Origin of the sequence: Amycolatopsis speibonae (assembly GCF_042647925.1) — a bacterium.
In the GTDB taxonomy this organism is placed as follows: domain Bacteria; phylum Actinomycetota; class Actinomycetes; order Mycobacteriales; family Pseudonocardiaceae; genus Amycolatopsis; species Amycolatopsis speibonae.
Map to the genome: position 1 here is coordinate 14039 of NZ_JBHRWK010000002.1, position 19999 is coordinate 34037.

The 19999-nt window shown below is 69.7% G+C and carries 13 protein-coding genes and 1 tRNA gene; 9 read left to right on the top strand and 5 right to left on the bottom strand.

Annotation, left to right across the window (positions count from 1 at the left end):
* Position 1: 1 nt before the first annotated feature.
* The 4 genes from ACFOSH_RS00195 to ACFOSH_RS00210 form a co-directional block, all read right to left on the bottom strand.
* The gene (locus ACFOSH_RS00195; RefSeq protein ID WP_378236502.1) at positions 2 to 649 is read right to left on the bottom strand and encodes an MFS transporter; all 648 of its coding nucleotides are present in this window, start codon (positions 647 to 649) and stop codon (positions 2 to 4) included.
* A gap of 346 nt (positions 650 to 995) precedes the next feature.
* Positions 996 to 1069, bottom strand: a tRNA-Arg gene (locus ACFOSH_RS00200).
* Positions 1070 to 1311: 242 nt separating this feature from the next.
* Entirely contained in the window at positions 1312 to 1701 is a 390-nt protein-coding gene (locus ACFOSH_RS00205; RefSeq protein WP_378236503.1) for a peptidase inhibitor family I36 protein, read from the bottom strand.
* A gap of 188 nt (positions 1702 to 1889) precedes the next feature.
* Positions 1890 to 2939 carry a LacI family DNA-binding transcriptional regulator gene (locus ACFOSH_RS00210; RefSeq protein ID WP_378236614.1) on the bottom strand — a complete coding sequence of 350 codons (1050 nt, stop codon included), beginning with the start codon at positions 2937 to 2939 and terminating at the stop codon, positions 1890 to 1892.
* Positions 2940 to 3060: 121 nt separating this feature from the next.
* Between ACFOSH_RS00210 and ACFOSH_RS00215 the strand changes: the two genes are divergently transcribed.
* The gene (locus ACFOSH_RS00215; RefSeq protein WP_378236504.1) at positions 3061 to 4239 is read left to right on the top strand and encodes an MFS transporter; all 1179 of its coding nucleotides are present in this window, start codon (positions 3061 to 3063) and stop codon (positions 4237 to 4239) included.
* A gap of 104 nt (positions 4240 to 4343) precedes the next feature.
* On the top strand, positions 4344 to 5510 hold the full coding sequence (locus tag ACFOSH_RS00220; RefSeq protein ID WP_378236505.1) for a sensor histidine kinase: 1167 nt from the start codon (positions 4344 to 4346) through the stop codon (positions 5508 to 5510).
* Here the strand turns inward: ACFOSH_RS00220 and ACFOSH_RS00225 are convergent.
* Positions 5484 to 6122 carry a histidine phosphatase family protein gene (locus ACFOSH_RS00225; protein ID WP_378236506.1) on the bottom strand — a complete coding sequence of 213 codons (639 nt, stop codon included), beginning with the start codon at positions 6120 to 6122 and terminating at the stop codon, positions 5484 to 5486. The two genes, ACFOSH_RS00220 and ACFOSH_RS00225, sit on opposite strands and share 27 nt — an antisense overlap.
* A 42-nt stretch (positions 6123 to 6164) precedes the next feature.
* Between ACFOSH_RS00225 and ACFOSH_RS00230 the strand changes: the two genes are divergently transcribed.
* From ACFOSH_RS00230 to ACFOSH_RS00260, 7 genes are all read left to right on the top strand, one after another.
* A complete protein-coding gene (locus ACFOSH_RS00230) occupies positions 6165 to 8192 on the top strand; it encodes a cytochrome c oxidase assembly protein (RefSeq protein ID WP_378236507.1) in 2028 nt (675 codons plus the stop codon).
* A 510-nt stretch (positions 8193 to 8702) separates the two neighbouring features.
* The gene (locus ACFOSH_RS00235; RefSeq protein WP_378236508.1) at positions 8703 to 9152 is read left to right on the top strand and encodes a single-stranded DNA-binding protein; all 450 of its coding nucleotides are present in this window, start codon (positions 8703 to 8705) and stop codon (positions 9150 to 9152) included.
* A gap of 97 nt (positions 9153 to 9249) precedes the next feature.
* Positions 9250 to 10926, top strand: a complete 1677-nt coding sequence (gene ettA, locus ACFOSH_RS00240) for an energy-dependent translational throttle protein EttA (RefSeq protein WP_378236509.1) — start codon at positions 9250 to 9252, stop codon at positions 10924 to 10926.
* 16 nt (positions 10927 to 10942) lie between these two features.
* Entirely contained in the window at positions 10943 to 13615 is a 2673-nt protein-coding gene (locus ACFOSH_RS00245; protein WP_378236510.1) for a hypothetical protein, read from the top strand.
* 344 nt (positions 13616 to 13959) lie between these two features.
* On the top strand, positions 13960 to 18933 hold the full coding sequence (locus tag ACFOSH_RS00250; protein WP_378236511.1) for an NAD-glutamate dehydrogenase: 4974 nt from the start codon (positions 13960 to 13962) through the stop codon (positions 18931 to 18933).
* Positions 18933 to 19352, top strand: a complete 420-nt coding sequence (locus ACFOSH_RS00255; protein ID WP_378236512.1) for an acyl-CoA thioesterase — start codon at positions 18933 to 18935, stop codon at positions 19350 to 19352. The genes ACFOSH_RS00250 and ACFOSH_RS00255 overlap by 1 nt, the downstream gene beginning before the upstream one ends.
* Positions 19345 to 19980, top strand: a complete 636-nt coding sequence (locus tag ACFOSH_RS00260) for a hypothetical protein (protein ID WP_378236513.1) — start codon at positions 19345 to 19347, stop codon at positions 19978 to 19980. The genes ACFOSH_RS00255 and ACFOSH_RS00260 overlap by 8 nt, the downstream gene beginning before the upstream one ends.
* Positions 19981 to 19999 lie beyond the last annotated feature (19 nt).

The following is a 19999-nucleotide window of genomic DNA, read 5'->3' on the forward strand; positions in this document are numbered from 1 at the left end:
GTCAGGCGTGCGGCGGGTACGGCATCGGCCGGGCCGGCGTTTTCGCCTTGACCAGCGCGACGATGCCGAGGACTCCGGCGACGACGAGCGCGAGGAACACGAACAGCGCGGCCACCACGAACACCACCCGGAAACCGGTGGCGTCCGAGAGCAGTCCGCCGAGCACCGGTGCGAGCACCAAGGCGAGGACACCGAGGCCCGCCATGACCCCGGTCGCGGCGCCGCGACCGGCCTGGAGCCGCCGGATCAGCGCGACGGTCACCCCGAGGACGGCGCCCGCGCCGAGTCCGTTGAGCACCCGGCCGACCAGGAACAGGCCGCTGTTCGGGACGAAGGCGACCAGCAACACGCCGAAAAGCATCAAGACGATCGCGGGCACGGTCACCGGCGTCGGGAAGCGCGCGCCGAGAAGCAGTCCTGCCGGGAAGGCGATCGCGGCCGCGACGAGGTACGCGACGAGACCGGTCAGCAGCAGGGACTGGCTGGACATGGCCAGATCGAGCTGAAGGGCCGAGCCGCCGTCGAAGCGGTAGATCACGCTGACCAGGAAAAGACCGATGAGCGCGGCGAAGCCGGGCCCGATGACGAGCCACCATGGCGGCCCGGCGGTCGGATGCGGGTCGCTCTGGGGCGGCGTCGGCACATACATGCGCACAACCTATAGCGGCCGCAGCCGCCGATGGACCACTTCTTCGATACCGCATGGGACGTGACAACGCGACGCCACGTGCTTCGGACGGGAATGCTCGGTGGAGCCTTTTCGTGCGGCCAAGTCGCCTGGTGAACTTCCACCCATGGGGCGAGTTTTCCGAGTGGCGGCAAGGCCTGCCGTGAGTGTCGGGATGATCACGAGGAGTAGGCGGATGGGACACCGTCCCGGTACCTCGACCGCGGGTACCAGGACGGCATCTCGCCCGGAGTGGCCCGTTTATGGACCATCTGGCCCCTCGTGGTCCCAATGCCTGGTCAAGAGGGGCTCTTGACCAGGCGCGACGTGCCCCCGGCAGGACTTGAACCTGCGACCTAGAGATTAGAAGGCTCTTGCTCTATCCAGCTGAGCTACGAGGGCCGACGTCGGCGACGTTGGGTGTCGCCCAGCATCGGCAGCTTAGCCGTCGCCAACCTGTCGATCGTTCGACACCGCCAGATCGTTTCAGGTCGAGCCCACCGTTTTTTGGAACGCCCGTGAGCGCGTCACGACGCGGGGTGACGCGCCCACGGGCCGGGGCCGCTTCGGGGGAGCGGCCCCTGGGTTCGTGCAGGTCGCGAGTCGACTCTTCCGCGAGCGACCGGCACGAACCGCCGGGGTGGTCAGTCCCAGATCTTGAGGGCGCGGATCACGAACGGTCCCTGGGGTACGTAGGTGCCGCCACCCGGATAGGTGATGAAATCTCCTTCGGTCGTGCACTCTTCGCTCTGGTAAATCGTCACATCCCTGCTCAGCCGGTTGACGAACGAATGCCCGTCGAAGCCTTCGGGTAGCGGAATGCATTCCTCGGGATTGGAGGTGCGCAGGTCGAATTTGTGCACGGTGCCACCGAAGGATTCTTCGCCCCAGACGCAGAACTCGCCCTTCTGGCAGGCGGGCGCGGGCGGCCCGGTGGTGGCGCTCGCGACTCCGGTACTGGTCAGCAGGCCGAACATGGCCAGCAGGAGGACGTGCGGGAGGCGTGCGCGCAGGTTCGTCAGACGTCGTTGCATGGCTGGGTTCTCCCCCGTGAATCGGCGGCCCGGTGGCCGTCGGTGAATGTGTGATTCCACGATGACCCGAGAGGAAGGCTTTGTCTGCCCGCATTTCTACTTCTGTGGATAAGTAGAAATGCGCCGCTCGATCGGGGCGAGTTGTCCACATATCGCCGGGACCGCCTTGCGCGTGCCGAAATCGGCTGCTAAACGCGCGCGGTGGAGTCCCGGACGACGAGTTCGGCGGGCACCTCGGCGGGGGCCGGCGCCTTCTCCCCACGCAACAGGCCCAGCACCAGATCGCCGGCCGCCCGTCCCTTGGCGGCGAGGTCCTGCCGGACGGTCGTCAGCGGTGGTTCGGACCATCGGGCGGGCGGGACGTCGTCGAAGCCCACGACGGAAAGATCACCCGGGACCGACAGGCCGAGGTGCCTCGCCGCCGAAATCGCCGCCAGCGCCAGCAGATCCGACATGCACAGCAGCGCCGTCGGCCGTGGGTGCCGGTCCAGCAGGCCGAAAGCGCTGGGAAGCGCTCCTTCGACGGAAAGCCCGGACGCCTCCCAGATCGGCACGTCCGTCACCGGGACACCCGCTTCGGCCAGCGTCTCCAGATAGCCGGCCATCCGTTCGCGGTTGTCGTGGAACCGGCTGTTCCCGGCCTCCGCCGCGCTCAGTTCGCCGCCGCGCGGCGCCGAGAGGCACTGTGCCGAGAAGATCCCGATCCGCCGATGCCCGAGTTCCAGTAGATGCCGGGCCGCGGCGGCCGCGCCGGCCCGGTCCGCCACCCCGATCCTGGCCGACCCGCGGATATGCGGCTGGTCGATCACCACCAGCGGCAGGCCCCGATCCCGGACCGCGTTCAACGCCGGCGCGCCGTCGGCCAGCGAATACGCCACGGCGATGTCGGCTTGCGCGGTCAGGATCCGCTCCGCGCGCGGGCCGCCGCTCTCGCCGTCGCCGGGGAGCAGCAGCAGGGCGTGGCCTTCGGGGTCGACGACCGTCGAGAGCGCGTCGAGGGTGACCGACAGCGCGGGATCCGAGAACGCCGTCGAAAGATTCGTGTCGAGCAGGACGGCGATCGCGCCGGTGCGGCTCGTGGCCAGGCTGCGCGCCGTCGGGTTCGGCCCCGCGTACCCGATCTTCTTGGCCGCGCGAAGCACCTCTTCCCGCAGCTGGGCGGACAGCTGATCGGGCCGGTTGTAGGCGTTGGAGACGGTCGCCCGTGACACCCCGACGGCGTCGGCGACATCGTCCAACGTCGGCCTTCGCCGTCGCGTGCTGGTCACCGCCGCAGTCTAGGCCGTGGCAGGGACGGTGGACTTTCTGAAGCGCTTCAGTCATTCTGGGGGAACAGGAATCGGAAGGAGACTGGGGTTTATGCGTGACCGTACGGCCGTTTTCGTCGTGTTCGCGCTCAACGGGGCCGCGCTCGGCTCCTGGGCGCCGCGGACTCCGGCGCTGTCGGAAAGGGTGAACGCCTCGCCGGGTGTCTTCGGCCTGGCCCTGCTGGGCGCCAGCGTCGGCATGCTGATCGCGGCGTCGGTTTCGGGGCGGCTGATCGAGCGGCACGGTGCCCGCGCGGTGGTCGCGGGCAGCACGGTCATCGCCTGCGCCGCACTGCCGATGATCGGCTTCTCGACGTCGGTCGCCCTGCTGGCCGGGGCGTTGTTCGTCCTCGGTGCGAGCGTCGGGGCGCTGGACGTCGCGATGAACGTCGCGGGTGTCGAAGTGGAGCGCCGTTCCGGGCGGGCCATCATGCCGATCCTGCACGCCGGGTTCAGCTTCGGTGCGCTGGCGGGCTCCGTCGCCGCGGGATTCGCCGCGTCGCACCAGTGGTCGCCGGGACGGCATCTCACCGTCGCCGCGCTGGCGGCGCTCGTCGTGCTCGCCTTCGTCGTCGTGGCCGTTCCCGGCGCGCGGCCCGCGCACACCGAGCCCGTCGAGAAGCCGCGGGTGCCGCCGATCAAACGTCCCGTCCTCTGGCTGCTGGCCGCCATCGCGCTGTTCTCGGCGATCGCGGAAGGCGCGAGTTCGGACTGGTCCGCCCTGCTGATGACGTCCGTGCACGGGGTCGGTGACGGCGCCGCGGCCTTCGCCTACTCCGGGTTCGCCCTGGCCATGGCGCTCGCCAGGCTCGCGGGCGCCTGGCTTCAGAACCGCTTCGGTGCCACCCGCGCGCTGGCGGTGGGCGCCGGGATCGCCGCGGCCGGGCTCGTGCTCGCCGCGCTGGCCCCGCTGCCGGTGTTCGGGTTCGTCGGCTTCGCGCTGGCGGGTGCCGGACTGGCCGCGGCCTTCCCGATCGCGTTGAGCCTCGCGGGTGCCTCGGGCAAACGTGCCGACGGCACCGGCGGCGAGCGGGAGCTGGCCTTCGTCACCGCGATCGCCTACACCGGCTTCCTCGCCGGGCCGCCGCTGATCGGCGGGATCGCGCAGGTGACGTCGCTTTCGGTGTCGTTCCTGTTCGTCGGCCTGACCGCCGCGCTGATCGTGCCGTCCGCCGTGGCCGCGGCGCGGGCGGGGAAACGGGAGGAGGTCTCAGAAGCCGTCGCCCGTTGACATCCTCGCCGGGACGCGGGCAAGCTGATTGCTCGGTAAACTGAAATGAATGCGACATGGTCGCTGTTTCAGGACGGCTGATCCGGGGGAGGAGCGGCGTGAGGGTGCTGATACTCGGGGGCGGCGTGGGGGTCCGGGCCGGTCGTCATCAGGTTCCCGGGATCCCGGCGCGGCTGGTGCAGACCACCTTGCCCCGGCTCGTCCTGGTCCCGGTGGTGTTCCGGCTGGTGATGCTGGCGCAGGCGGTGTGGACGGCCGGGCTCACCGGATCCTCGGTGCTGTGGACGTTCGCGGTGCTGCACCTGGTGCCGAACCTCGCCGAAGCCGTCTGGATCTTCCGGTGGTCTCCGACAGGTACGCGGCTGGTGCCGGCGGCCGACGCCGGATGCGCAGTCCTCTTCGTCCTGGGGGCCACGCTGATCTCGCCGGACCTCGCGATCATGTCGATCACCTGGACCCATCTGATGGGCACGGTGATGATCTGGACCCTGCTGCGCGGCGCGCCGGCGGGGGCGCTCGTCGTCGGCGGCGCGATGGTGCTGAACACCGTGCTGGATCCGGCTTCCTCACTCGGTCTCTTCCTCACCCTCGCGACGGCGCTGGTGGCGTCGCTCGCGCTGGTCGGCCTGGTCGGCGCGTCGATGCGGTTCGCGCTCGGGTTCGGGGAGCAGCAGGGCCGCGCGGCGGAACGCGAACGGCACCGCCGCGACGTCCACGACACCGTCCTGCAGGTGATGGAGTCGTTCGCGATCCCCGCGCCCGCCGACGTACTCGACCCGGCCGCCAGCCTCGACCGGGTCCGCCGCACCGCTCGCGCCCAGGCGATGCGCATCCGGATCAGCCTCGAGCACGAACCGGCCGAACCGGTCGGGCTCCACCAGCGTCTCCGGCTCCTCGCCGCCGAGATGGCCGCGGAAGGCCTGCGGGTCGAGGTCGTCGTCCAGGACTCCGGTGGCCCGGACCTCTCGGAAGAGTCGGCCATGGCCCTGCACGACTCGGCCAGGGAGGCCTTGCGCAACACGCTGAAGCACTCCGGGGCCGGACGGGCCGTCGTCAGCGTCGAGGAAATCGGCGGCGGGGTTTCCTTGACGGTGCGCGATCACGGCGCCGGGTTCGACGTCAGTGACAGGCGGCGCGGCTTCGGTCTCGAGAACTCGATCATCGCGCGGATGGCGGAAGCCGGCGGTTTCGCGCGGATCGAATCCAGCCCGGGGCTGGGGACGAGGGTGGTGCTCCTCGCACCTTCAAATCTGGGTCTCCCCGTCGGGTGAGTCACGCCATTGGCGGAACGGGCGGTCCAGCGTCCACTTGTCGCCCACCCGCTCGACGACGCGGTATTCGCAGGTCGTCGGGTTGGACAGGGACTCGAACAGCTCGATGCTCCAGCCGAAGAGCCGACGGCACAGCAACCGGATGGTCAGGCCGTGCGAGACGACCAGCACGGTATCGGGGTGATCTTCGCCGCAGGCCCCCAGCTCGCTGAGGAACGCCGCGACGCGGTCGTCGACGTCCGCCCCGGATTCGCCGAACGGGAGCCGGTAGAAGAAGTGCCCGAACTCGTGGCGGCGTTGCTTCTGGACCTCCTGCTCCTGCGGATCCTGGAGGTTGCCCCAGTCCTGTTCCCGCAGCCTCGGCTCCTGCGTGATCCGCTCGCAGGTGTCGCGGATGTCCAGTAGCCGCAACGTTTCCCGCGTCCGCAGATACGGGCTGACGTAGACCGCCGGTCGCTGCCCGTCGAGGACCTCCTCGATCTCCGGGCCCGTCAGCCTCGCCTGCTCGCGGCCGTCATCGGTGAGCGGGAGGGCGTGGTCGGGGATCCGGGTGTAGGCGAGCTCGTCGACGTTGCCGAGCGACTCGGCGTGCCTCAGCAGGATGATCCGCACGCCCCCATCTTGCCCGTTTCGGGTCCGGCATACCCTCGTGACGTGCCTTCAGACCCCGAGACGAAACCGGCCCCACCCGCGCGGAAGGCCGGTGTCCTGCCGCTGGTGTCGATCGGGGCGCTCCTGGCCGCGGTGGTGGCCGTCGGCCTGGTCGCGCTGACCGGTGGCGCCGGTTACGTCATCGCCGGCCTGCCGGATCCGGGGCTGGTGACGCGCTACGGCATCACCGTCGTCCGGGTGCTGGCCGAGGCGGCTTCGGTGCTGTGCGTGGGTTCGCTGCTGCTCGCCGCGTTCCTCGTCCCGCCGCAGAAGTCCGGCACACTCGCGGCGGACGGGTACTCGGCCATCCGCGTCGCGGGCGTCGCCGCGTGGGTCTGGTTCTTCGCGGCCGCCGCGTCGATCTTCTTCTCGGCGGCGGACGGCGCGGGGCGCCCGTTCACCGAGGTGCTCTCGCCGCAGGTGCTCATCGACCTCGTGGACGCCATCGAGCAGCCCAAGGCCTGGCTGTTCACCGCGCTGATCGCGCTGCTGGTCGCGCTCGGCTGCCGTCTCGCGCTGACCTGGGGCTGGACGACGGTCGTCTTCTTCCTGTCCGTCGGCGGCCTGATCCCGGTCGCCGTCACCGGGCATTCCGCGAGCGGTGGCTCGCACGACATGGCGACCAACAGCCTGCTGTACCACCTGGTCGCCGCCGCGTTGTGGGTCGGCGGCCTGGTGGCGCTGCTCGCGCTCGGCTGGCGCCGCGGCGAGAACCTCAAGCTCGCCGCGACGCGGTTCTCCAAGCTGGCGCTGGTCTGCTGGATCGTGATGGCGGTCTCCGGCATCGTCAACGCGCTGGTGCGGATCAGGATCGCCGACCTGTTCACCACCGACTACGGCCTGCTCGTGGTCGCGAAGATCGTCGCGTTGCTGCTGCTCGGCGTCTTCGGGCATCAGCAACGGCAGAAGGGTGTCGCCGGGCTGGTGAACGGCGCCGGCGGTGGGCAGTTGCTGCGGCTCGCCGCGGTCGAAGTGCTGATCATGTTCATCACGATCGGCATCGCCACCGGACTCGCGAAGACCCCGCCGCCGCAGGAATCGTTCACCCAGCCGTCGACCACGGAACTGCTGATCGGCTACGACCTCTACGGTCCGCCGACCGTCTTCCGGCTGCTCACGGACTGGCGGTTCGACCTCGTCTACGGCACCCTCGCGATCGTTCTCGCCGGGCTGTACCTCGCCGGCGTGCGACGGCTGCGGCGCCGCGGCGACACTTGGGCCACCGGCCGGATCGTCGCGTGGCTCGCGGGCTGTTTCGTGCTGCTGCTCGCGACGTCGTCCGGCATCGGGCGGTACGCGCCCGCGATGTTCAGCGTGCACATGGGCAACCACATGCTGCTGTCCATGGTGGCGCCGGTGCTGTTCGTGCTCGGCGGACCCGTGACGCTCGCGCTGCGCGCACTGCCCGCGGCGGGCAAGGACGCCCCGCCCGGACCGCGTGAATGGGTGCTCGCCTTCGTGCACTCGCCGCTTTCGCGGTTCCTGACGCATCCGGTCGTCGCCCTGCTGCTGTTCGTCGGGTCCTTCTACGGCCTGTACTTCTCGGGCCTGTTCGACGCCGCGCTGAACTACCACTGGGCGCATCTGGCGATGAACGCGCACTTCCTGCTCGCCGGTTACGTCTTCTACTGGCCGGTGATCGGCGTCGACCCTGCGCCTCGTCGGATCCCGCCGCTGGGACGGCTCGGGATGATGTTCGCCGCCATGCCGTTCCACGCGTTCTTCGGGATCGCGCTGATGAGCATGCAGACCGTGCTAGGGCAGGACTTCTACCGCGGGCTGAAACTTCCGTGGGTCACCGACCTGCTGACCGACCAGCGGCTCGGCGGCGGGATCGCGTGGGCGTCCGGTGAACTGCCGGTCCTGCTGGTGCTCGTCGCGCTGCTGGTGCAGTGGGCGCGTCAGGACGAGCGGGAGGCCCGGCGCAAGGATCGCCGCGAGGACGCCTCGGGCGACGCGGATCTCAACGCCTACAACGCGATGCTGAAGAACCTCGCCGATCAGGGCCGGGGACCGGGGCAGGGTTCGTAGAGCGTCTTCTCGGGCTGGTCGTGAGTGGCGATTCGGGTTCTGGTGGGCCGAGAGGCAAAGGTGTCTTGTTGGTCGGGGTGAAGGGGGCTTTCGTCGCGTCGCTTGCGGGGAAGGTTCCCTTCGTGTCATGTCCGGAAGGGTTCCGGTGCCCTGAGCCGCGACGCGGAATGTCCTGAAGGGCCCCTTAAGACGTTGAATGTCTTGAAGGGGGCCTTCAGGACATGACGTCGGGTCACCGAACCCCAGGGTGCCCCCGACGTGGCATTGGGGACACTGACCGTCCCCAATGCCACATTCGGCGCACACCTCGACGCCCGCCACGTTTGCCTTACCGCTCTAACCGTCCTTGCCACTCACGACGGGCCGAGTTGTCCACAGGAAGTCCACCGCGCCCGCAGTTGTCCACAGATCCCGATCGAGGCCGTTTCCGCCCCTTGATCCGAGGCAGGCTGTGCTCAAGGGAAACACCGGGGACGGCCCGGATCGAGGAGAAAGGCGAGTGTGATGGCGATGGGCGAAACGTGGGTGACCATGATCGGCAACCTGACGAGCGAACCGATCCACCATCCGGAACGGGTGCACGGGCACGACATCGTGTCGTTCGGCTTGCGGAGTGTCGAACGCCGGTACGACAAGGAAAGAGGGGAGTGGTGCGAAGGGCGGCAGCTCGCGGTCAAGGTCACCTGCTGGCGGAAGCTCGCGATGGCGGCTTTCGCGTGCCTGAGCAAGGGCGATCCGGTGATCGTGGCCGGGCGGCTGCGCGGCGCCGAGACCGCGGAGGAGATCCCGGCACCTCTCGGTCTACCTGAGCTTGAGGCCTTCTCCATCGGCCCCAACCTCGCGCGTTGTTCCGCCGAGATCATGCGGGCCGGGCGTGATCGGCCCCGGGCGATCCCGATGGCGGCGCCGCCCGCGGGGAATCCCATGGTCACCGCGCTGGAGGAGGCACCAGTGGCCTGAAGGTGCCGATGCTCGCTCAGTGATGTGAGGATGACTGTCGGTAGTTCGGTGGTGACCGCCGTCAAGTCCCCGATCGGCTCGCTCTACGATCGCTTGTATGGCCGAGTTCATCTACACCATGAAGAAGGTGCGCAAGACCGTCGGGGACAAGGTCATCCTCGACGACGTCAGCACCGCGTTCTACCCCGGCGCCAAGATCGGCGTGGTGGGGCCGAACGGCGCGGGTAAGTCCACCGTTCTGAAGATCATGGCGGGGATCGAGCAGGCCAGCAACGGCGAAGCCTTCCTCCAGCCTGGCGCCAGTGTCGGCATCCTCATGCAGGAGCCGGTGCTCAACGAAGAGAAGACCGTCCGCGAAAACGTCGAAGAAGGCCTTGGCGAGATCAAGGTCAAGCTCAACCGCTTCAACGAGGTCGCCGAGCTGATGGCGACCGACTACAGCGACGAGCTGATGGAGGAGATGGGCAAGCTCCAGGAGGACCTCGACCACGCCGACGCGTGGGAGATCGACTCCGCGGTGGAGCAGGCGATGGACGCCCTTCGCTGCCCGCCGCCGGAAGAGGCCGTCACCCACCTCTCCGGTGGTGAGCGCCGCCGGGTCGCGCTGTGCAAGCTGCTCCTGTCCGCGCCCGACCTGCTGCTCCTCGACGAGCCCACCAACCATCTGGACGCCGAAAGCGTGCTGTGGCTGGAACAGTTCCTCGCGAACTACGCCGGCGCCGTCCTCGCGGTCACCCACGACCGGTACTTCCTGGACAACGTCGCGCAGTGGATCATGGAGCTCGACCGCGGCCGCGTCGTCGGCTACGAGGGCAACTACTCGACGTACCTGGAGAAGAAGCGCGAGCGCCTCGAGGTCCAGGGCAAGAAGGACGCCAAGCTCGCCAAGCGACTGAAGACCGAGCTCGAATGGGTCCGGTCCAACGCCAAAGCGCGCCAGACCAAGTCGCGGTCCCGGCTCGACCGCTACGAAGAGATGGCAGCGGAGGCCGACAAGCACCGCAAGCTCGACTTCGAAGAGATCCAGATCCCGCCGGGGCCCCGGCTGGGCAGCGTGGTCGTCGAGGTCGAGAAGCTGCGCAAGGGCTTCGACGACCGTGTGCTGATCGACGGGCTGTCGTTCGACCTGCCGCGCAACGGCATCGTCGGCGTGATCGGGCCGAACGGTGTCGGCAAGACGACCCTGTTCAAGACGATCGTCGGGCTCGAGGAGCCGGACGACGGCCGGGTCAAGATCGGCGAGACGGTCAAACTGTCCTATGTGGACCAGAACCGCGGCGGGATCGACCCGAAGAAGACGGTATGGGAGGTGGTTTCGGACAAGCTGGACTACATCCACGTCGGGCAGACCGAAATGCCCTCGCGTGCCTACGTCAGCGCGTTCGGGTTCAAGGGTCCGGACCAGCAGAAGCCGGCGGGTGTGCTCTCCGGTGGTGAGCGCAACCGGCTGAACCTGGCGCTGACCCTCAAGCAGGGCGGGAACCTGATCCTGCTCGACGAGCCGACGAACGACCTGGACGTCGAGACCCTGGGGTCGCTGGAGAACGCTCTCGAGCAGTTCCCCGGCTGCGCCGTGGTCATCTCGCACGACCGGTGGTTCCTCGACCGGGTCGCGACGCACATCCTTGCCTGGGAAGGCACCGACGAGAACCCCTCGCAATGGTTCTGGTTCGAAGGTAACTTCGAGGGCTACGAGAGCAACAAGGTCGAACGTCTCGGTGCCGAGGCGGCTCGTCCGCACCGCGTCACCCATCGCAAGCTGACCCGCGACTGAGGGCCGGGGGTTCCCCGTGGAAGCCAGCAAGCGCCAACGGCCGGGCTCGCCCACCACCATGGTGGGTGGGCGGACGGCTACCACCGGGGGAACCTTGTCCGCTGTCGGCAGGCTGATCGAGCGCGCGGACGCCCTGCATTTGAGGGCGCCCGAACTCGCCTTGGTCCTCGGGGAGCGCGCGGCCGCGCTCGCCGAGGCCGCCGGTGCCGACGAGCAATGGATCCGCGCGGAGAGCCTGGTCGTGAGCGCTCGGGTGCGGCTCGGCGGCCGTCCACGGACGGTCGGCCGGGCGGTGGCCGCCCTGCGCGCCGCCGAACACGCGGGCTACGGAGACATCGCCGCTCGGCTGAGGATCGACCTGGCGGTCTGCGCGCGCAGCGTCGGCATCCCGTTGACCGGGTTGGCCGCGTTGCGTCCGTTGCTGGCGGATCCGGCGGTCTCGCCGGCGCACCGGGCCGAGGCGTTGTGCCACCTCGTCGGCTGCTTGGCGCAGTTCGGCCGCAAGGCGGAACTGGACCGCGTGCTCGCCGAGGCGGACAAGCTCGTACTCGGCGACGGCTCGATGGCGGCGGACTCCCAGCTGCTGATCCGCGCGATGCTGCGGGTCGGGGTGTCGGCGCACCGTCGCCGTCACGGAGATCTGACGTCGGCCGCCGACGCCGCGCGGACCGGGCTGGGCATGCTAGAGAGGCTCGGAAACCCGGACGACGACGGAGGTCTCGTCCGGATCAGGCTGATCCTGCAACTCGTCTGCACGTTGCTGGACCGCGGCGACACGGAGATGGCGCTGGAGGTCGCGCAGCCGATCCTCGCGGCGCCCGTCCGGGCCGCCGGGGTCGCGCCCGCCGCGTGGCTGCGGCTGGCGGTGGCCACCCGTGTCTTGCTGCCCGCGGGATCCGGGGAAGCCGCGGGCATGCTCGTCCGCGAATCGGTCGCCGGCACCGAAGACCACAAGCTGCACGCCGTCACGGCACGGCTGTGGCTGGAACTCGCGCAGATCGAGGAACGGCTCGGCCGGGCCGAGGAGGCCATCGGCTGCCTGCACCGTTCGCGGGCCGCCGAGCATCTGCACGCCCGCGCGCGCAGGCAGGCGTGCAACGTCCTGGTCGGTGAGTTCGGCGCGGCCGAAAACGCCGCTGTCGACCTCGACGACGTCCTGCGGGCCGTCGCCGCGCAGCCTGCCGCCGCACCTGCTCCGGCGCCCGCACCCGTTCCGACGCGAGCCTCGGCACCGGAAGCGGCCGAGGTGACCGCGGTGATGGCGGCGATCGACGCGGCGACCCCGAAACGGGCCGCGGCCGAGCCGCCGGTTCGTCGCGAGCCGCCACGGCAAGCGCGGCAGAGCAGGCAGGCGGAACCCGCGACGGTGCGGCAAACGCCGGTCGAACCCTCTCGTCCGGCCGAGTCCCCGCGTTCTGCCGAATCTCAGCGTTCCGCGGAATCTCAGCGTCCCGTCGAGTCTTCGCGTCCCACCGAGCATCAGCGTCCGGCGGAGCCTCCCGTGGCACCGGTCGCGGAGAAGCGCGAAGCGCCGGTCCTGAAGCCGCCGTCCCGTCCGGAGCCGGTTCGCGAAGCCTCGGCGTCCGACAGCGATTGGCGCCGCCGGGTACCGAAGAAGCCTCAGCCACCCAAGCCGGCGATCAGGTTCGAGCCCGCCGCGCCGAAGCTGATGCCGCCGCCGAAACCGGAGCCCGTGTCGCGCCCTGAGCCCGCACAGCACCCTGAACCCGCACAGCGTCCGGAACCGGCTTCGCCTCCGGAACCGGGGCGCAGGCGACGCAGCCGTCCCGAGGCGCCTGCGGCCCGCGAGACCGTCGCCCCGGCTCCAGCCCCGGCGGCCCCGGCCCCGGCCGCGCGACGGCAGCCCGAGGTACCCGTCCGGTACGAGGAGCCGGTGCCCGTACCGGTCCCGGAACCCGCGGTCCCGGAACTGCTTCTGGCTCCCGAGCCCGCCGCCGAACCCCGGCCGAGGATGGCTGCCGAGGCCGAGCCGCCGCGTCCGCCGGGCACCGCCGCCCCGCTGTGGGAGAGCGACGAGTGGGCGGCCGAAGAGCGTGTCCGCCGGTCCGCCGCGCCCGTTTCGCGCAAGACCAGGCACGACGCCGAACACGGTTCCGTGGCGGCGAAATCTGTGCTGGACCGGCTCGGGATCTCGAGCACCGGCGGGCACGGTGGTGGCCGTCGCCGCGCGGACGGCCCCACGGATCCCGTGGCTCCTGAACCCGCCGCAGAGCAACGTGCCGACAACGGCCGCGCTCGCAGGGAGCAGCCTCCGGTCGAGTACGCCGAACCCGCCGTCCCGCTCGCGCCGCCGCCTCGGGAAGACCCGCCGCCGTCGCACGGCATCGGAACCCGGGACAGCGCCAAGGAAAGTCCCCGGCCGAACGCCAAGGAAGAGGTCACGGATCCGTGGCTGCCGCGGTTGCGGATGCCGCCGGCGCTCGACCCGCTGACCGACACCGGTTCCTGGCGGCCGGTCACGCCGTTCCCGGAGAGCTACGCCCGCGCCATCGCGGAGGACGAGCCGCCGCCGGACGCCGGTCTCGCCGACTTGCTCGCCCGCGCGCTCGCCGAACACCAGGCGGGGACCGCGAGCGCCGCCGCGCTCGTGAAGCAGCTCGGCTCCCAGGACTCGGGAAAGCGTCCGGTCAACGGCCACGACCGGCACCGCGCCAACGGGAGCGACTGACCGCGCGAGAGCAAAGGTCCCTTGCTTCACCTCGGTGGGAGCGAAAATCGACTTGAACGATTCAGTCGGCCGGGTGAGCCTGTCGGCTGCGCCGTCGCGTGGCAATGGGTGCTGGTCACCCCCGGTGCGGCGGGATGCGGGAAGGCCCGGACAGACCGCCGATGTGACCGGCGAGTAGCTGAACCGATCACGGCGATTCCGCTATCTGAGCAGGGAAATCTTCGATGGCCGGGAATGACCAGGCCTTGTCGAGCCGACGGCCTGGAGCTGTAGGTTGGGTCTGGGCCGGTACAGAGTCGTGCCGGTCGCGGTGTCAATCTCGCTACAGTGGAGAGTTGCCTCAAATGAGCTCGACGGGAGTCTCGTCCCTGCCCGGAAAAGATGTCGGCACCGAGGAAGGCGCCCGGCGCCGGTCGGTGAACCCGGAGCAGATCCGGGACGACCTGATCGACGCCGCCGCGGCGTACGCCCCGGAGATCGGCGACCTGATCCGCCTGTACTACCGGCACATCCCGGCCGAAGAGATTCTCGGTGACGACCCGGTCGACCTCGTCGGCGCCGTCCGTTCGCATCTGCAGCTGGCGAAGGACCGGATGCCCGGCCGTCCCGCGGTGCGGTTGCTGAACCCGACGGGCCCCGCGGACGGCTGGACGCGTGAGGCGACCGTCGTGCAGGTCGTCACGGACGACATGCCGTACCTGGTGGATTCCGTCGCGGCCGAGTTCGCGCGTGACGGGGTGCAGGTGCAGCGCATCGTGCACCCGATCGTCGTGGTGAGCCGTGATCTGACCGGTGAGCTGCTGGAGGTCCACCCGGACGCCGACCCGGCCGATCCGCCGGCGAACTCGGCGGCCGAGTCGTGGATGTACATCGAGATCGACCTGGTGACGGATCCGAACCGTGCCCGGGAGCTGGACAACCGGCTCTCGTCGGTGCTGGGCGACGTGCGCGAGGTCGTCGAGGACACCGACAAGATGGCGGAGACGGCGCGCCGTCTCGCCGACGAGCTGGACGAGGCACCGCCGCGGCTGTCCGCGAGCGAGATCGCCGAAGGTGCCCGGCTGCTGCGCTGGCTCGCCGACGGTCACTTCACCTTCCTCGGCTACCGCCGCTATGAGCTGATCGACAACCCGCACCCGGACAGCGACGAGCCCGCCCTGCGCGCGGTGCTCGCCACCGGGCTGGGCGTGCTGCGCCAGGACAGCCTGGCCGCGCGCAGCCTCACCGCCGGTCCCGACACGGCGGCGTCCGCGCTCGCGCCGACGCTGCTGGTGCTGACCCAGGCGAGCGCGCCGTCCACCGTGCACCGCACGGTCTACCCGTACTACGTCGGCGTGAAAACGTTCGACGACAACGGGAAAGTCACCGGCGAACACCGCTTCCTCGGCATGTTCACCACCACCGCCCTGCACGAGAACGTGCTGGACATCCCGGTGGTCTGCAATCGGGTCCGCGAGGTCATCCACCGCGCGGGCTTCCCGATGGAGTCCTTCTCCGGTCAGCGGATGCTCGAAGTGCTGCAGAACTGGCCGCGCGCGGACCTGTTCTCGGCCGACACGGACTCGCTGTACTCGACGACGACAGGCGCGATCACGCTTTCGGATCGCAGACGGCTGCGGTTGTTCCTGCGCCGTGACCCGTACGGCCGTTTCTACTCCTGCCTCGTGTACCTCCCGCGCGACCGCTACACGACCCGTTCGCGGCTCGCGATGCAGGAGGTCCTGCTCGAAGAACTCGAAGGCGCACAACTGGAGTACAGCGCGCGCATCGGGGAAACCGTGCTCGCGCAGGTGCACTTCATCGTGCACACCGATCCTTCGCAGCGGTCCGAACCGGACACCTTGCGCATCCAGGAACGGCTCAACGAAGCCGTTCGCAGCTGGGACGACAGGATGGTCGAGGCGATCCTCGCCGAGCGCCGCGAGCGCGCCGGGGACAGCGGTGTCGCGATCGGCCTGCTGGGCGAGGAGTCCGCGGGCGAACAGGGACAGCGGTTCGCCGCGGTGTTCCCCGAGGGCTACAAGGAGGACTTCACCGCGCTCGAAGCGCTCGCGGACCTCCGTGCCCTGGAGTCGCTGACCGACGAGGGTGACCTGTCGCTGTCGTTCTACCTCCCGGCCGACGCCGAGGCGGGGGAGCGGCGGTTCAAGCTGTACCTGCGCGGTGAGGGCGTCACCCTCTCCCAGGTGCTCCCGGTCCTGCAGCGGATGGGCGTCGAGGTCGTCGACGAACGCCCGTACGAACTGCGCCGCGAGGACGGCGGCCGGTCCTGGATCTACGACTTCGGCCTGCTGATCGACCCGCAGGTCCTCGACCACGCGGACCACGACCTCCGCACCCGCTTCCAGGACGCCTTCCACGCCGCCTGGCGCGGCGACTGCGAGGTCGACGGCTTCAACGGACTCGTCCTGCGCGCCGGGCTCACCTGGCGCCAGGCGGCCATCCTGCGGGCCTACTCGCGATACCTGCGCCAGACGAAGATCCCGTTCTCCCAGGAATACATCGAGAACACCGTCCTCGCGCACACCGACATCGCCACCGCGCTGGTGCGGCTGTTCGAGACCCGCTTCGACCTCGCGCTCGGCGACGAGGTCCGCGCGTCGCAGGCCGACCAGCTCACCGCCGAGATCGGCAAACTGGTCGACGAGGTGACCAGCCTCGACGAGGACCGGATCCTGCGACGCCTGATGGCGGTCATCCTCGCCACGCTGCGCACGAACTACCACGTCACCGACGAGGACGGGAACTCCCGGCAGTACCTGGCGCTCAAACTCGACCCGAGCGCGGTGCCCGAACTGCCCGAGCCGCGGCCGAAGTACGAGATCTTCGTGTACTCGCCCCGGATCGAGGGTGTGCACCTGCGCTTCGGCGACGTCGCGCGCGGTGGCCTGCGCTGGTCCGACCGCCGGGAGGACTTCCGCACGGAGATCCTCGGTCTGGTCAAGGCGCAGGCGGTCAAGAACGCGGTCATCGTGCCTGTCGGCGCGAAGGGCGGCTTCGTCGTGAAGCGCCCGCCGACGGCCACCGGTGACCCGAGCCTGGACCGCGACGCCCAGCTGAACGAGGGCATCGCCTGCTACCGGATGTTCATCTCCGGTCTGCTGGACGTGACCGACAACCGCGTCGAGGGCAAGACGGTCCCGGCGCCGCGCGTGGTCCGCCACGACGGCGACGACAGCTACCTCGTGGTCGCGGCCGACAAGGGCACCGCGAAGTTCTCCGACATCGCGAACGAGGTCTCGGCGAACTACCGGTTCTGGCTCGGCGACGCCTTCGCCTCGGGTGGCTCGGTCGGCTACGACCACAAGGCCATGGGCATCACCGCGAAGGGTGCTTGGGAGAGCGTCAAGCGCAACTTCCGCGAGCTGGGCAAGGACACCCAGACCGAGGACTTCACCGTCGTCGGCATCGGCGACATGATGGGCGACGTCTTCGGCAACGGCATGCTGCTCTCGGAGCACATCCGCCTGGTGGCCGCCTTCAATCACATGCACATCTTCCTCGACCCGGCCCCGGATTCGGCGACCTCGTTCGCCGAGCGGCGGCGGCTGTTCGACCTGCCGCGTTCGTCGTGGGAGGACTACGACCGCTCGCTGATCAGCGAGGGCGGCGGGATCTACTCCCGGTCGGCGAAGACGATCCCGGTCAGCCCGCAGGTGCGCGAGGCGCTCGGGCTCGCCGAGGACGTCACCGCGCTGGCGCCGAACGACCTCATGCAGGCGGTCCTGCTGTCCCCGGTCGAGCTGCTGTGGAACGGCGGCATCGGCACCTACGTCAAGGCCGAGAACGAGAGCCACGCGGACGCGGGCGACAAGGCCAACGACGCCTTGCGCGTCAACGGCAACCAGCTCCGCGTCAAGGTCGTCGGCGAGGGCGGGAACCTGGGGCTGACCCAGCTCGGCCGGATCGAGTTCGCCCGCGCGGGCGGCAAGATCAACACCGACGCCCTCGACAACTCCGCCGGTGTCGACTGCTCCGACCACGAGGTCAACATCAAGATCCTGCTGGACCACCTGGTCTCGACCGGATCGCTGGGCGCCGAGCAGCGCAACGAGCTGCTGGGGCAGATGACCGACGAGGTCGGCGAGCTGGTGCTGGCCGACAACTACCGGCAGAACGCCGTGCTCGGCGTCAGCCGGGCGCACGCCGGGCCGATGGTCTCGGTGCACCAGCGGCTCGTCGCGGCGCTGGTCGCGAGGGGCGCCTTCGACCGCAAGCTCGAAGCACTGCCGAGTTCGGCGGAGTTCCGGGCGCTGGAGAAGGCGGGCGAAGGCCTGACGTCGCCGGAGCTGGCGACACTGCTCGCGCACGTCAAGCTCGACCTCAAGGACGAGCTGCTGGCCAGCGAACTGCCGGACTCGGAGGTGTTCTCGCGCCGTCTGCCCGAGTACTTCCCGAAGCCGCTTCGGGAACGCTTCGGCGACGCGATCTTCCAGCACCCGCTGAAGCGCGAGATCATCACGACGATGGTGGCCAACGAGGTCGTCGACGGCGCCGGGATCTCCTACGTCTTCCGCCTGATGGAGGAGATGAACGCGACCGCGACCGACGCCGTCCGCGCGTACGCCGTGGTCACCCACGTGTACGACCTGCCGTCGCTGTGGGCCCAGATCGACGCGCTGGACAACGTCGTGCCGACCGAGGTCGCGGACGAGATGATGCTGGAGACCCGCAGGCTGCTCGACCGGGCCGCCCGCTGGTTCCTCACCAACCGGCCGCAGCCCCTCGCGCCGCTCGCCGAGATCAACCGGTTCGGCCACGTCGTCGGGGAGCTGGCGCCGCGGGCGCACGAGCTGCTTCGCGGTGTCGAGTGCGCTTCGGTGGACGCGAACACCGAGCGGCTGATCGGGAAGGGCGTGCCGACGGAACTGGCGGAGCGCATCGCGCTCCTGCTGCACACCTTCGGCCTGCTCGACGTCACCGACGTCGCGGAGCTGGCCGAGCAGCAGGCGGGGATCGACGCGGTGCACACCCCGCCGGAGACCGCGGGCCTGTACTACGCGCTGTCGGACCACCTCGGCATCGACAAGATGCTGACGTCGATCAGCGGTCTCGAACGCGGCAACCGCTGGCACGCGCTCGCGCGGCTGGCGCTGCGGGACGACGTCTACGGTTCGCTGCGGACGATCACGCTGGACGCGTTGCGGCACAGCGATTCGGGCACCGACCCGGACGAGAAGATCGCGCACTGGGAGAAGACGAACGCCTCCAGGCTGCAGCGGGCCCGCGTCGCACTGGACGAGATCAGCCAGTTCGGCAAACTCGACCTGGCGACGCTGTCGGTGGCGGCGAGGCAGATCCGGAGCACGGTGAGGTAGTGAGCTACATTTCCCTGATCCGGCCGCGCTGGTCGGATATGGACGTCTACGGGCACGTCAACCACGCGAACCTGGTGACCTTGCTCGAAGAGGCACGGATCCCCCTGCTGTTCGGGGACGCCGTCCGGGCCGGGCTCACCGAACTGCCCAAGGGCATCGTGGTGGTGAAGCTGGCCGTCCATTACCGTTCGCCGATCGTGGTGTCCGATCAGGACATCCGGGTGGAGATCTCGTTGAAGGACTTGAAGCACGCCAGCTTCACCCTCGGCTACAAGGTGCACAACGGGCCCGCCGAGGCCGACAAGGTCGCGGTCACCGCCGAGACGGTGCTCGCGCCGTTCGACACCGGCTCGGAGCGGCCCCGGCGGCTGACCGAGGACGAACGCGCCTTCCTGGAGAAGGGGTTCGCGGATGCCTGAGCTCGTCATCCCGGACGCGGGCGACCGCGAAACGCTCGGCGCGTTCGTGGCCAGGGCGGTCCGGCTCGACCAGAACACGCTGGTGCGGTTGCGGCAGCGCGGCGACGGCGTCGTCGAGGCGTGGAGCACGACCCCGTTCGAGGTCCTCGCCACCAGGGCGGTCGCCGGCGACATCACGCCGTCGGACATCACCGTGTCCGGGAACGAGCTGCTCGCCGCGCTGACCGTCGCCGGCGGCGAGCGGATGGATCCGGGCCCGGCCCGTGACCTGATGTGGCATTCCGAGCTGCCCGCGCCCGGCCGCTGGCAGCTGGTGGACGAACTGCCGGCGACGGTGCTCTCGGAGCTGGCCGATCGCGGGGTCACCCTCGCTCGCGACAACGCCGGCCCGCACGGCAACCCGCCCGCGTCACTGATGGACCAGGCGGTGCTCACCGTTTCCGGCAACGAGCTGGAGATCAAGGTCCAGATGCGGTGCCTGTTCGCGTTGTCGGGGATGGGTTTCCTCGACTCGTCGATCGCCGACGACATCGTCCGGGTCACCGCGACGGACTCGTGGATGCGCATCGACGCGAGGTACGGCGCCGTCATCAAACGCCGTCACGCGCTCCTGCCACTGCTGTTCTGACGGGTTTCTTACCGCCTCG

Coding starts and splice junctions, on each gene's coding strand:
- ACFOSH_RS00195 (WP_378236502.1), bottom strand. CDS start 649: ATGTATGTGCCGACGCCGCCCCAGAGCGACCCGCATCCGACCGCCGGG.
- ACFOSH_RS00205 (WP_378236503.1), bottom strand. CDS start 1,701: ATGCAACGACGTCTGACGAACCTGCGCGCACGCCTCCCGCACGTCCTC.
- ACFOSH_RS00215 (WP_378236504.1), top strand. CDS start 3,061: ATGCGTGACCGTACGGCCGTTTTCGTCGTGTTCGCGCTCAACGGGGCC.
- ACFOSH_RS00235 (WP_378236508.1), top strand. CDS start 8,703: ATGGGCGAAACGTGGGTGACCATGATCGGCAACCTGACGAGCGAACCG.
- ettA (WP_378236509.1), top strand. CDS start 9,250: ATGGCCGAGTTCATCTACACCATGAAGAAGGTGCGCAAGACCGTCGGG.
- ACFOSH_RS00250 (WP_378236511.1), top strand. CDS start 13,960: ATGAGCTCGACGGGAGTCTCGTCCCTGCCCGGAAAAGATGTCGGCACC.
- ACFOSH_RS00260 (WP_378236513.1), top strand. CDS start 19,345: ATGCCTGAGCTCGTCATCCCGGACGCGGGCGACCGCGAAACGCTCGGC.